Source organism: Natrinema zhouii, assembly GCF_013456555.2.
GTDB lineage: Archaea > Halobacteriota > Halobacteria > Halobacteriales > Natrialbaceae > Natrinema > Natrinema zhouii.
In genome coordinates this window covers 279,009-292,188 of record NZ_CP059154.1, presented here as the reverse complement: position 1 = coordinate 292,188, position 13,180 = coordinate 279,009, and the positions used below count along the sequence as shown (strand labels likewise).

The 13,180-nt window shown below is 64.5% G+C and carries 9 protein-coding genes; 4 read left to right on the top strand and 5 right to left on the bottom strand.

The features are described 5' to 3' along the window. The first annotated feature begins 63 nt into the window (after positions 1–63). Positions 64–2,133, top strand: a complete 2,070-nt coding sequence (locus tag HYG81_RS20250) for an alpha-glucuronidase family glycosyl hydrolase (RefSeq protein WP_180841512.1) — start codon at positions 64–66, stop codon at positions 2,131–2,133. A gap of 59 nt (positions 2,134–2,192) precedes the next feature. Further along, on the top strand, positions 2,193–2,426 hold the full coding sequence (locus tag HYG81_RS20245) for a hypothetical protein (protein WP_180841511.1): 234 nt from the start codon (positions 2,193–2,195) through the stop codon (positions 2,424–2,426). Between the two features lie 75 nt (positions 2,427–2,501). Here the strand turns inward: HYG81_RS20245 and HYG81_RS20240 are convergent, their stop codons facing one another. The 3 genes from HYG81_RS20240 to xacF form a co-directional block, all read right to left on the bottom strand. Then, positions 2,502–3,410 (bottom strand): HEAT repeat domain-containing protein, encoded by a 909-nt coding sequence (locus HYG81_RS20240; protein WP_180841510.1) that lies wholly within the window; start codon positions 3,408–3,410, stop codon positions 2,502–2,504. Between the two features lie 81 nt (positions 3,411–3,491). Beyond that, positions 3,492–5,822, bottom strand: coding sequence for a glycoside hydrolase family 3 N-terminal domain-containing protein (locus tag HYG81_RS20235; RefSeq protein ID WP_180841509.1), 2,331 nt, complete (start codon positions 5,820–5,822; stop codon positions 3,492–3,494). Positions 5,823–6,584: 762 nt separating this feature from the next. Continuing rightward, entirely contained in the window at positions 6,585–8,024 is a 1,440-nt protein-coding gene (xacF, locus tag HYG81_RS20230; protein ID WP_180841508.1) for a 2,5-dioxovalerate dehydrogenase, read from the bottom strand. 113 nt (positions 8,025–8,137) lie between these two features. Here xacF and HYG81_RS20225 point away from each other — a divergent pair, with 113 nt between their 5' ends. After that, positions 8,138–9,004, top strand: a complete 867-nt coding sequence (locus HYG81_RS20225; RefSeq protein WP_180841507.1) for a fumarylacetoacetate hydrolase family protein — start codon at positions 8,138–8,140, stop codon at positions 9,002–9,004. A gap of 234 nt (positions 9,005–9,238) precedes the next feature. After that, entirely contained in the window at positions 9,239–10,681 is a 1,443-nt protein-coding gene (locus HYG81_RS20220; protein ID WP_219628707.1) for a GntP family permease, read from the top strand. Positions 10,682–10,883: 202 nt separating this feature from the next. On the opposite strand, the gene HYG81_RS20215 is transcribed toward HYG81_RS20220, so the two are convergent. Together HYG81_RS20215 and HYG81_RS20210 are read right to left on the bottom strand one after the other, a co-directional pair. Beyond that, a complete protein-coding gene (locus HYG81_RS20215) occupies positions 10,884–12,029 on the bottom strand; it encodes an ABC transporter ATP-binding protein (protein WP_180841506.1) in 1,146 nt (381 codons plus the stop codon). Between the two features lies 1 nt (position 12,030). Next, positions 12,031–13,179, bottom strand: a complete 1,149-nt coding sequence (locus HYG81_RS20210) for an ABC transporter ATP-binding protein (RefSeq protein ID WP_180841505.1) — start codon at positions 13,177–13,179, stop codon at positions 12,031–12,033. Position 13,180 lies beyond the last annotated feature (1 nt).

Here is a 13,180-nt window from a genome sequence, read left to right as displayed (position 1 = left end):
ACCTGACGATCGGTCAACCACTATCGTTTTATCGGTCGCCGACGACGACTCGACCATCTCTCGATGAATCAGTACGACGATTGCTGGCTTCGGTACGAGCGAGTGGGGAGCGACAAACGACTCGACTCGTACCAACGCCGGTGTAGACACGCGTACGTCGCCGAAAAGTCACCCGAGTGCGGCGCGGTCCGGGACGAACTCCGACGGGCACTGTCCGGACTTCTCGGGGAGGACCCTCACTTCTGGCAGCATCCACCGACGACGGTCGACGGATTCCTTGCCATCGGCACGCCGGACGACATGGCGATGATCGCCGAGTCGGTTCCGGGCGACGACATCGCCGACCTCGAGGACGGAGGCTACCTCATCCGGTCGGTCACGTGGAACGACGCGGACTGTCTCGTCGTCACCGCCCCGACCGACCGGGGGCTGGTGTACGGCACGTTCCACCTCCTCCGGCTGCTCGGCACCGGCGAACCGATCGACGACCTCGACGTGCGCGAGGAGCCGGCGTACGCGAACCGACTGCTCAACCAGTGGGACACCCCGTTCCATCGCTCGGTCGAACGGGGGTACGCCGGCGAGTCGATCTTCGACTGGGAACGACTGCCCGACCTCCGGTCGCGATACGAGGATTACGCCCGCCTGTTGGCCTCCGTCGGGATCAACGGGATCGTCCTCAACAACGTCAACACGACCAAGCCGCAGCGAGCGAGCGCGAACGCCGCGTTCGACGCGTTCGAAGGATGGCAACTGCTCGAGTCGCGGCGACTCGAGGACCTCACCGGGCTCGTATCGCTGTTCCGTCGGTACGGCATCCGGCCGTACCTCTCGGTCAACTTCGCAGCGCCGATGCTCGTCGGCGATCTCGACACCGCCGATCCGCTCGACGAGGACGTCCGGGAGTGGTGGCGGAAGAAGGCCGACGAGATATACGACCTCGTGCCGGACTTCGGCGGCTTTCTCGTCAAAGCCGACTCGGAGGGCCAGGCCGGCCCGTACGACTACGACCGCGACCACGTGGACGGCGCGAACGCGATCGCACAGGCGCTCGAGCCACACGGCGGGCGCGTCTGGTGGCGCGCCTTCGTCTACGGCTCACACGAGGACCGGGCGGTACAGGCCTACGACACGTTCGAACCGCTGGACGGCGAGTTCGCCGAGAACGTCACCGTCCAGATCAAGAACGGACCAATCGACTTCCAGCCCCGCGAGCCCGTGTCGACGCTGTTCGGCGCGATGCCGGAAACGGATCTGGGGCTCGAGTTACAGATCACCCAGGAATACACTGGACAGGGCGTCCACGCGACCTACCATCTCCCGATGTGGAAGGAAATCTTCGAGTTCGACACGCACGCCGACGGCGAGGGGACGCCGGTGCGTTCGCTCTTCCGCGGCGACGGGGAGGGCGTCGTCGGCGTCGGCAACGTCGGTGAGGACTACAACTGGACGGGACACTACCTCGCCCAGGCGAACCTCTACGCGTTCGGTCGCGCGGCCTGGGACCCCGACCGCTCCGCCGAGGCGATCACCCGCGAGTGGGTCCGACTGACGTTCGGTGCCGACGAGGACGTCGTCGACACCGTCACCGAGATCCTCCGCGACTCGTGGGCGGCCTGCATCGACTACGAGACCGGCGGCCTCGGGCTCATGCACATGATGCACAACGGCGAGGAGTACCTCGAGAACCACTACTACCCGTCGCCCGAGGAGTGGCCCGGTTACCACGGCGCGAGCGAGGACGGGATCGGCGTCGACCGAACCGAGAGCGGGAGCGGCTACGTCACCCAGTACCGGGATCCGGTCGCCGAGCGCTACGGCTCCGTGGAAACGTGCCCGGAGGAGTTGCTCCTCTTCTTCCACCACCTCCCCTGGGACCACGAACTCGCGGACGGGACGACCGTCGTCCAGCGACTCTACGACAACTGCTTCGCGGGCGTCGAAGAGGTCGAGCGGCTCCGGAACCTGTGGCACTCGCTCGAGGGACGCGTCGATGAGCGGCGATACCGCCACGTCGCCGAGCGGTTCGACGAACAGGTCGCACAGGCCGAGCGATGGCAGGACGTGCTCACGTCGACCGTCCGGGAGTACTCGGGCATGCCCGACGAGCGAGGGCGCGCTCGAGACGAGTAGTTCGAGTTCGCGCTGCGATTACCGATAAATTTTTCACATGTGTTCTCCACTCACACACCATGTCGAAAACGTCGACGCTGCTCGACCTCATCGCCGCTCAGCGCGAGCAGATGAAGGTCATCATCGCCCTGCTGATCATATCGGGGCTCCTCCTCGCGCTCTCGGCCGCGTTCGTCGGGCCCGGTGACCAGGCGTATCCCATCCTCATCATCGATATCGTTCTCGTGGTCGGCGCGTTCATTTTCTTCAGCGGCGCGTACTGGTACTGCACGAAACGCGAGATGAACGAATAAATCGGCTCGCTCGAAGCCAGTTCTTGACGCGGTCCCGAATGACGACGCGTTCGCGATGTTCGTGAGAAGTCGTGATTACGACGCGTTAGCGAGGAAGTTCGCGGTCTCGTCTGCGAGTTCTCGAACGTCTCGGTTGGCGTCCGTCGCAGCCACGTCCCGGAGTTTCGGCACGGCGGCGTCATCCCCGAGGTGGCCGAGCGCTCGAACGGTACGCGCACGCACGACGACGCTGTCGTCGTCGAGACAGTCGATCAGGCGGTCCCTCACCGGGGCGACGACCGCCGGCTTGGCCGCTGCCAGTTGGGCGAGCGCATCGATCGCGCCGCCGGAGATGGCCGGATACGCGTCGTCCAGCAGCGCGACGAGCGCATCGACGGCGTCGAACGCCGACTGGGGCTCCGATTCGATGGCGGCAACGACGACGTTACTCAGCGTTTGGCGGGCGGATATTCGCCGCTTGCGCTCTTCGTCCTCGTGATCCTGTATCGTGCGCCGGGTCACCTCGTCGGTTACCACGTCGCTGAGGTCTTCGCCCTGCGGATCGGGCTCGGTGACTCGAATTCCCTCGAGCAACTGTCGAACGAACGGCGCAACGAGATCGGGGCGCTCGACGACGAGCGCGGCGAGGACGGTCGAGCCGGTCAGCTGTACGTCCACGATATCTGCGCCAGCGGTGTCGACGAGGTCGGTCAGCCGCCCCTCGAGCGCCCCCGGATCGCGTTCGGCGACGGTCCTGAGAACGGTGATCGCGCGCAGTGCGATCGGTGAGTTGTCGTCGTTGGCGAGCGACGCGACCTCGTCGAGGACCGGTCGCACGGCGTCGACTCCCTCCTCGGCGAGCGTTTCACAGACGTCGATGCCTCGCTGTCGGACTAGCGGGTCCGATGACGAGAGCGCGGCGCGTAGCTCCGCGTCGTCGATGTCATCCCGGGTGATCGACTCGGGATCGATTCCGTCGAGCGGCACTGACGAGTCCATTGTCATACCCGTGTGATACGCATCGGGCGATAAATACGTGTGGGTTATGCTACCAGACGCCCTGACAGGGGCTCAACAGTCCCGTCGTTACTCGACGTTCGCGACGTCGGTCTCGGTGAAATACGTCCGACTGGTCCGCGGTACTTCCTTCGTTCCGGTCACCTCAAAGGTGGCTGTCGCGGCCACCTCGGCGGCCGAGTGGCCGACGCGGAACTCGTAGGGCCCCGCTTCGACGGTCAGGTCGAAGTCCCGGTCGTGGTAGGCGAGTTGCGAGGCGTCGACCTCGAAACTGACCCGCTTCGTCTCGCCCGGCTCGAGGGAGACGCGTTCGAACCCGACGAGTTCCTGCACCGGACGGGCTTGGTCGGGATTCTCGGCACTCGCGTATAGCTGAACGACGTCGTCACCCGCGGTGTCGCCAGTGTTTTCGACGGTCACAGCCGCGGTGATCGTGCCGGCCGGCGGGAGTTCGTCGGTCGACAGCGAGAGGTCGCCGTACTCGAAGTCGGTGTAGCTCAGGCCGTGACCGAAGGGGTAGAGCGGGTCGCTCTCCGTGTAGACGTACTCCTCGTTCGCGGTGTTGGGCTTCCGGTTGTAGTGGACCGGGAGCTGCCCGACCGTGCGCGGAATGGAGACTGGCAGGTGGCCACAGGGATTGTGTTCGCCGAACAGGGTGGCGGCGACGCCCTCGCCGCCGCGTTCGCCGGGGAGCCACGCCTGCACGACGGCCGGGACCGTTTCCGCGATCCACTCGAGGGAGTGGGGCTTGCCGCTCACGACGACGACCACGACCGGCGTTCCCGTTTCGTGCACGCGTTCGACGAGGTCGCGCTGGACCCCGGGGAGCCCCAGATCGACCACGTCACAGCCCTCGCCGCTGGTGGCGACGCTGGGCTTGTTGACCCGCTCTTTATCCGAGTCCGAGAAGTCGACGGCGGAGCGTGCGCCGACGAACGCGAGGGCGACGTCGGCGTCCGCGGCGGCGTTCGCGGCCGCGTCGAACTCGTCCGTCTCGGGACCGGTCGTCGTACAGCCCTGCTCATAGAGGACCTCGAACCCGTACTCGTCGCTTCGTTCGTGGACGGCGTCGAGCGGCGTCGTCGCCTCGAGTTCGACTTCCTCCTCGGGGTAGTGGGCGGGGTAGGCGTAGTCGCCCATGAGCTCCTGCGCATCGTCGGCTTTCGGGCCGACGACCGCGACGGAGTCGGTCTCCTCGCTGACGAGGGGAAGCAGGTCGCCCTCGTTTTTCAGGAGTGTCATCGACTCGCGGGCGGCACGCTCGGTGACCGCTCTCGCCTCGTCGGTGCCGAACGGCTCCGCTGCCGTCTCGGGATCGACCGTCGAGTCGTCGAGGAGCCCCTTCCGGGCCTTCGCGGTCAGGACGCGACGAGCCGCCTCGGTGACCGTCTCCTCGGCGAGTTCGCCGGCCTCGACGGCGTCCACGAGGTGCTCGCCGTAGCAGTCCGTGTAGGGGAGTTCGACATCGACGCCGGCCTCGAGGGCCGCGACGCCCGCCTCGCGTTCGTCCGCGGCGACGCCGTGTTCGCTCCGGAGGAATTCGACGCTGTAGTAGTCGGAGACGACCGTCCCGTCGAATCCCCACTCGCCGCGGAGCACGTCGGTCAGGAGCCACTCGTCGCTGGCACAGGGGACCCCGTCGATGTCGTGATAGGCGTTCATGACCGACTCGGCGTCCGCCGTGCGGATCGCCGCTTCGAACGGGAACATGTGCGTCTCGCGGAGTTCGCGCCGTCCGAGGTTGACCGAGCTCCGGTTCTTCCCGCCCTCGCCGGCGCTGTGACCGACGAAGTGTTTGAGCGTGGCGGAGACGCCGTCACCGTCCCCCTGCAGCCCGTCGACGTAGCCACACGCCATCGCCGCGACCAGATACGGGTCCTCGCCGAACGTCTCCTCGACGCGTCCCCACCGGAGGTCGCGGGCGACATCGAGGACCGGAGAGAGCGCATGCGCGGTTCCGATGGCCTCCAACTGGTCGCGGATGGTATCGGTGACCGACTCGAGGAGCTCGGGCGACCACGTGCTCGCCATCCCGATCATCTGCGGGAACGTCGTCCCCTCCGGACCCATATACCCGCTGAGACACTCCTCGTGAGGGATCGCGGGAATCCCGAGTCGCGTCTCGTCTCGGAGAGACGCCTGAAGTTCGTTCGTCCGTTCGGCCGCTTCGGTCGGGGAGAGACTCCCCTCGCCGCCGATACGGGTCAGGTGGCCGATACCATTCGAGAGGTGCTCGTCGACGGCTTCGTCGTCGAGTTCCCCGTTCTCGTCTATGAGTTTGTCAGCGTTTACGGAGCCGAGCTGCGCCGCCGTCTCCTCGAGGGTCATCTCCTCGAGGAGGGCCGCGACGCGCCGCTCGGTCGGCGTCCCGTTGACGCCACGGTCTGAACTAGCTTGCATCATCTCTACTCTCCCAAGCCAATGGCTTAATAATTCGGACTCGGATTCGCTCCGACGGATCGTCGCGGTCGAACGGATCGCTACCCGGAGTCGTCCCGGAGCCGAGTAGCCGATACCCAGACGTTCGGAGTCGCGTGGTTGCGTTCCCGCGCGGTATTCATCACTGCCGCATCCGTCGCCTGCGCACCGTTAGTCTCCGCTGTCAGACGGTTTCCCACCGACGAACTGCGTATCATCCCTGCTAATCGCCTGTTCATCTATGGAAAACGCTGTTTCGCTATCGCTGAGACGGCAGTATTAGGTCCCGTCGATTGAGAGACTATCACATGCCACGAGACACCGTTCCTCGCGAGAATGTTCGAGCAGGCAGTTTCAGGCTGCTACTATTTCCGTCCATGATTGCTGAACGGGAGCGGCCTCAGGCGAGCACCCATAACAGGCCGTCACATTGCCGTTTAACACATAATTTCGCCCTCTCGACTCGTAAAGGGCGTCCGTTTCACCGCAGAGGTGTTTCGGCCACCGCGCACTTTCCTTACAATCGTATGTTTGTAAATAATGCGCGAAATATAGGATATTGCCGCTGTCTGTTCGTCATTAGATAACGGTGGTCTGTTCTTGAAAAACGCGGGCTGACGCTCTGTCGGATTCGGTTCCGGATTGGCGCTCGCCGCACTCGACGATCACTCTCGAGTATCGGCGGATCGGCGGCACCAAAAAAATCGCGTCGCGTTGGAATCGCACTCGAGCGGGCGACAGTCCTCAGTAGTTGTCGTAGACCGTCTTGGTGATGCTATAGAAGTCGAGACCGGCGTCGCCCTGCTCGCGGTAGGTCTCGCTCGAGGAGGCCTTCATGCCGCCGAAGGGGACGTGGAGTTCGAGACCGGTCGTCTTCTCGTTGATCTTGACGACGCCGGCGTCGACCTCCTCGACGAAGCGGTTCGCCTCGGTGTGGTCGTCGGTGACGACGCTCGCCGAGAGCCCGTAGTCGACGTCGTTGGCGACGTGAATCGCCTCGTCGTAGCTACTGACGGGGATGATCGCGAGCACCGGGCCGAAGACCTCCTCCTGGGCGATGCGCATCTCGGAGTCGACGTCCGAGAAGACCGCGGGCTCGACGAAGTAGCCCTCGCGGTCGAGCGCCGACCCGCCGCACTCGAGGGTCGCGCCCTCCTCCTGTGCGATGTCGACGTACTCGAGCGTGCTCTCGAGTTCGGATTCGCTGACGTGGGGGCCCATGCCGGGGTCGTCGAGCCCGTGGCCGTGGTCGATCGCATCGGCGCGGTCGACGACGGCGTCGACGAACTCGTCGTAGACGTCCTCGTGGACGATCGCGCGGGAGGCGGCCGTACACGCCTGCCCGGTGACGCCGAACGCGCCGTTGGCGACGATATCGGCCGCCTCCTCGACGTTCGCACTGTCGCTGACGACCGTCGGGTTCTTCCCACCCATCTCGAGCTGGACGCGCTTGCCGTCTTCGGTCGCCGCGTCGTAGACGGTGTTGCCGACCGCCGTGCTACCGGTGAAGGAGATGGCGTCGACGGCCTCGTGACTGGCGATGGTGCCGCCGACCTCGCTGCCGGGACCGGTGACGACATTGAGGACGCCGGCGGGGAGGCCCGCTTCCTCGAGCGCGTCCGCCATCTCGTGGACGACGCCGGGCGCGAGCGAGGCGGGCTTGATGACGACGGCGTTACCCGCGGCCAGCGCCGGTGCGATCTTCCAAGCCGGGATGGCGATGGGGTAGTTCCACGGCGTGATGAGTCCCGCGACGCCGAGGGGTTCGGTCTTCGTGTAGAGGTTCGTGTCGCGTGCGCTCGAACTCTTGACCGTGCCGCCGATGTCGCTGGCCTTCGAGCCGTAGTAGTGGAAAATATCGATCGCGCGCTGTACCTCGCCGCCGGCCTCGCTTCGGGTCTTGCCTTCCTCGCGGACGAGCAGTTCGGTCAGTTCGTCCTTGCGCTCGTCGAGGATCGATCCCGTCTTCGCGAGGATCCGTCCGCGCTCGGGACCGGGGGTCGATCCCCAGTCGTCGCTCGCGTCGCGTGCCGCTTCGATCGCCTGTTCCGCGTCTTCGGCATCGGACTGCGGATAGGTCGCGATGACTTCCTCGGGGCTCGCGGGATCCGTCGTTTCAAACGTCTCGCCGGTACGTGACTCGGTCCACTCGCCGTTAACGTAATTCAGCCGCTGATCTGCCATACGTGTAAATGATGGCTCCGTCCGCTCATAATTCTTGCCGTTCCGACGCTTCCGGCCCGATCAAATCGTCCGGGGACGAGACATTTATAATGGATTAGGTAGTTGATGTCTGCATGCGGTATCAACGCCTATCGACTGGCGGCCAGCATAGACTCATCGCTGTCGACGACGAGACAGCGTACGATCTGACTGCCGTGAAACCACGACTGGACGGCTTCGGGGAGCTCGCAGCCGCGGCGGATATCGCGGACCTCGAGATCGACGAGATGGCGAGCGAGCTCACGGACGAGGCCCCGACTGTCTCTCTCGATTCGCTTACCGACGGCACGCTCCCGCTCGTCCCCCAGGAAGTCTGGGCGGCGGGCGTCACCTACGAGATCAGCGAGGAGGCGCGCGAGGCCGAAAGCGGGATGCCGGAGATGTACCTCCACGCCTACGAGGCCGAACGGCCGGAAATCTTCTTCAAAGCGACGCCGAGCCGAACGGTCGGGCCGGGCGAGGCGGTCGGGATCCGAGCGGATTCCGCGTGGGACGTTCCCGAACCGGAGCTCGGTATCGTCCTCTACGACGGCTCGATCGTCGGCTACACGATCGGCAACGACATGAGTAGCCGGGAGATCGAGGGCGAGAATCCGCTGTACCTGCCTCAGGCGAAGATGTACGAGCGCTGCTGTTCGATCGGTCCCTGTGTCGCCTCCGCCGCCGAGGTCGGCGACCCCCACGAGCTGACGATGGCGATGGAGATCACTCGAGACGACGAGGTCCTCTACGAGGGCGAGACCTCGATCGGCAACATGGCTCGCACCTGCGACGAACTCGTCGAGTACTGGCGCGACCACGACGTCGTTCCCGAACTCGGCGTCCTGCTCACCGGTACCTCGCTGGTTCCGGACGACGGCTTCACGCTCCAGCCCGACGACGAGGTCCGTATCACGATCGACGAGATCGGCGAACTCACGAACCCGGTCGTCGAAGTCTAATCGGAACCGATGTCCTGATGGCCCCGTCGCCGTAGAGCGATCGACGAGACTGCTGCTCGAACGACTGTCCTGATCCACTGTACGTCCGCTTTTGTTCGCATCTCGAAGGAACTGTGGGAACGTCTCGAACGCTCATCTGCGGGTAGCGGCCGTCGTTGGTGGGATTGGTGTTACATATTACTACTATAAGGATAGTAGAAACAATGAAGTATAATGGTTATATATATGTGTGTGATGTTCGGTACCACAGTACTACAGTTAGGCGGACAGGCACCACTCGTCTCGCTCATAGCGGGCATCGTAGCAATCGTACTCCTGCTAGTCGTCCTCGACCTCCCGGCGTTCGTTTCGCTCGTCGTCGCAGGGATTACGGTCGGCGTCGTCGCGCCGGCGATCGCATTCGCCGACGTGCCCGGGGAGCTCGCGGCGGCCTTCGGTGATAACATGGCCGGGATCGGTATCCCCATTCTGATGGCGGCGATCATCGGCAAGGCGATGGTCGAGAGCGGAGCCGCCAATCGAATCGTGCGGGCGTTCACGAGTGTCTTCGGCGAGGATAACACGGAAGTTTCGCTGTTCGGTAGCAGTTTCATCATGTCCATCCCCGTGTTCTTCGACAACGTCTTTTACCTGCTCGCACCGCTGGCGCGGGCCGCTCGCGCGCGTGACGGGAAGAACTACGCGCTGTACATCGTCGCCATGGGGGCCGCCGGCGTAGTCACGCACGGGTTCGTTCCGCCGACCCCCGGACCGCTGCTCGCCGTCGACGAGTTCGACGCTAACCTCGGGAGCACCATCATGGTCGGCGTCCTCGTCGGCTTCCCGACCGCGCTCGTCTCGGGACTGGGCTACGGGTACTGGATCAACCAACGAATAGAGATTCCGCTCCGCGACACGATGGGGACGACCGTCGAAGAGCTCGAGGAGAAGAATCAGATCGAAACGCGTCAGCTCCCCGGTGTGCTTGAGTCGCTACTCCCGATTCTTCTCGCCGTCCTCCTCGTGACCGCGGACACGACCGCCCAGACGCTCCTCGGAGGGGACGCGACCGTGGGGGATCTCATGGGCTTCTTCGGTCTTCCGAATCTCGGGGAGAGCGTGGTGATCGGGAATATCACGGGCTTCTTCGGTAATCCGAACCTCGCGCTCACGGCGGCCGCGCTCGCCGCGGCGCTTACGTACTACCGGATGAGCGATCTCGACAGCGATACGTTCTCCGACGAGCTCACGGACGCGCTCAAGAGCGGCGGCAATATCGCCGCCATCACCGCCGCCGGTGGCGCGTTCGGTGCGATGCTCCAGGCGGCCGGTGCCGGCGAGTATATCGCGAACGGCCTGGAAGGGGTCGGTCTCGGACTGCTCGTGACGGCGTGGGTGATCGCCGCGGGCGTCCGCGTCGTCCAAGGGTCGGCGACGGTCGCGATCGTCACCACCGCTGGTATCATGGGTCCGTTAGCAAGCGGGCTCGACGTCAACGTCGCGTACCTCGTCATGTCCATCGGCGCGGGCGCGTCGTTCTGTTCGTGGTACAACGACAGCGGGTTCTGGATCGTCAAGGAGGTCGGCGGCCTCACGCAGGCCGAGACGCTGAAGACGTGGACGGTCGCGACCATCCTCATCGGTCTCGTCGGACTGCTGAGCACCCTCGCGTTTTCGACGGTCCTGCCGCTGGCCTGAGAACGGCCAGGTTTTCACCGCTTTGACTGTCCTGTCTCCGTCGCGAAACCGGTACTGCCGAGACGGCAGTCCGACCGAAATGGAACGAGAAGCGTCACGTATTCGACTTCGTTCACCGCGGACGATCCCGGGGACCGTCGTCTCGGTAGGAGTCGATCGCGGACCGGCCGTAAGCCGTCCGTTGCGAGAGAGAGAGAGACGCTTACGGACGTGTGCCGTCGGCCGCGTCCGTAAAGGACAGCCGTCGGTTCTTCACCGCCGCCCCGGTCTCGGCGTCGAAAAGATGGATCGCTTCCGCCGGGAATTCGACGGTGGTGCGATCACCGGCACTGACGTTTGGAATCCCCTCCGTCGTCGCGAGGAACTCGTCTCCGTCCGCCCCACCGGCGAACCGAAGGTGAACCGTGTTCTCGTTCCCCATCGGCTCGACGACGGAGATGTCCGCCTCGAGTCCCTTGTCACCAGCGTCTCGTTCGTTGACCAGGATATCTTCCGGCCGGATCCCGAGAACGAGACCACTTCCGTCCTCGCGATCCGTGCTCACGTCCGCGGGCACCGGATACTCGAAGAAATCGGTCACGATCGCGTCCCCCTCGAGACGGCCGTCGAAGACGTTCATCGACGGTTCGCCGATGAACTCCGCGACGAACAGGTTGTTCGGTTCGTGGTAGCACTCGAGGGGCGTGCCGACCTGCTGGAGTTCCCCCTCGTTCAACACCGCGATCCGATCGCCCATGGTCATCGCCTCCGTCTGGTCGTGCGTCACGTAGACGGTAGTCACGCCGAGTTGCTCTTGGAGGTGCTGGAGCTCCGTGCGCATCTCCGCGCGCAACTTCGCGTCGAGGTTCGAAAGCGGCTCGTCCATCAGGAACACGTCCGGATCGCGGACGATCGCCCGGCCCAGCGCAACCCGCTGTTGCTGGCCGCCGGACAGTTGGCCCGGTTTGCGATCCAGCAGGTCGTTGATCCCCATCAGCGCCGCCGTCTCCTCGACCGTCTCGTCGATCTCTGCACTGGAGTGATCCGTCGACTCCTCGAGCCCGAACGCCATGTTCGCTCGAACGGTCTTGTGCGGGTACAGAGCGTACGACTGGAAGACCATCGCGATGTTGCGGTCCTGCGCGGAGACGTCGTTGATCGTCCTGTCACCCAGTTTGATCTCGCCGTCAGTGGCCGTCTCGAGACCGGCGATCATGCGCAACGTCGTCGACTTGCCACAGCCGGAGGGGCCGACCAGAACGAGAAAGTCACCGTCGGGAATCTCGACCGCGACGTCTTCGACCGCGACGACACTCGCTTCACCGCCTCGGTACACCTTAGTTACGTCGTCGAGTTCTACGCTTGCCATGTTACACCTGTGTGAGTTCGCGTTCGGTTTCGAGCCGTCGGTTACAGAGCGCGTCGCCGCTCGTCCCGTCGAAGACGTGGACCCTGTCGGGATCGATGGTGATCACGACTGATTCGCCCGACTCCACGACGTGCATGCCGTCTGTCACCGCCTGCAAGACGTCGTGGTCGGGTGCACCGTCCGACTGTGCGAGATGTACCACGTTCTGGTTCCCGTGCGTCTCCGTGACGGTCACGGTCATCCGGAACTCGTGATCGCCGAGCGCCGTCGACGCCGTGTCGGCCGCCCGTCGAACGTCGATCGCCTCGGGTCGAATCCCGAGAACGAGATCGTCTCCCTTACCGCTGGCGGCCTCGAGCCGTTCGTCGAACGAGTACGCGAGGAAGTCGCCGACGAACCCTTCGTCGGACCGATGCCCCCGGATGAAGTTCATCATCGGTTCGCCGATAAACCCCGCGACGAACCGGTTTGCGGGTTCATGGTAGAGTTCCAGGGGCTCGCCGACTTGCTGCAGGCGACCGTCGTTCAGCACCGCGATCCGGTCGCCCATGGTCATCGCCTCCGTCTGGTTGTGCGTGACGTAGACCGTCGTCACGTCGAGATCGTCCTGGAGGTTCTGGAGTTCCGCCCGCATCTGCGATCGGAGCTTCGCGTCGAGGTTTGCGAGGGGTTCGTCCATGAGGAACACCTCGGGATCGCGAACGATCGCCCGGCCCAGCGCGACACGCTGTTGCTGGCCGCCCGAGAGTTCGCCGGGTCTGCGGTCGAGAAGGTCCTCGATACCGAGATCCGTCGCGACCGCTTCGACCCGCTCGTCCATCTCGTCGTCGGTGTAGCCTTCCTCCTCTTCCAGTCCGAACCGGACGTTCTCCCGGACCGTCATGTGTGGGTAAAGGGCGTAATCCTGAAACACCATCGCGATGTCCCGGTTCTGGGGGACGCGATAGTTCATGTGGTCGCCATCGATGTAGAGGTTCCCCGTTGTCGGCGACTCGAGGCCGGCGATCATACGCAGCGTCGTCGACTTCCCGCAGCCCGAGGGGCCGACGAGGACGAGGAACTCGCTGTCGTCGACGTCGAGGGTCACGTCCTCGACGGCGACCGTGTCTCCGAAACGCTTCGTCAAGTGATCGAGTTGAATTCGTCCCATC

Coding starts and splice junctions, on each gene's coding strand:
- HYG81_RS20210 (WP_180841505.1), bottom strand. CDS start 13,179: ATGGGACGAATTCAACTCGATCACTTGACGAAGCGTTTCGGAGACACG.
- xacF (WP_180841508.1), bottom strand. CDS start 8,024: ATGGCAGATCAGCGGCTGAATTACGTTAACGGCGAGTGGACCGAGTCA.
- HYG81_RS20225 (WP_180841507.1), top strand. CDS start 8,138: ATGCGGTATCAACGCCTATCGACTGGCGGCCAGCATAGACTCATCGCT.
- HYG81_RS20215 (WP_180841506.1), bottom strand. CDS start 12,029: ATGGCAAGCGTAGAACTCGACGACGTAACTAAGGTGTACCGAGGCGGT.
- HYG81_RS20235 (WP_180841509.1), bottom strand. CDS start 5,822: ATGCAAGCTAGTTCAGACCGTGGCGTCAACGGGACGCCGACCGAGCGG.
- HYG81_RS20245 (WP_180841511.1), top strand. CDS start 2,193: ATGTCGAAAACGTCGACGCTGCTCGACCTCATCGCCGCTCAGCGCGAG.
- HYG81_RS20220 (WP_219628707.1), top strand. CDS start 9,239: ATGTTCGGTACCACAGTACTACAGTTAGGCGGACAGGCACCACTCGTC.
- HYG81_RS20240 (WP_180841510.1), bottom strand. CDS start 3,410: ATGACAATGGACTCGTCAGTGCCGCTCGACGGAATCGATCCCGAGTCG.
- HYG81_RS20250 (WP_180841512.1), top strand. CDS start 64: ATGAATCAGTACGACGATTGCTGGCTTCGGTACGAGCGAGTGGGGAGC.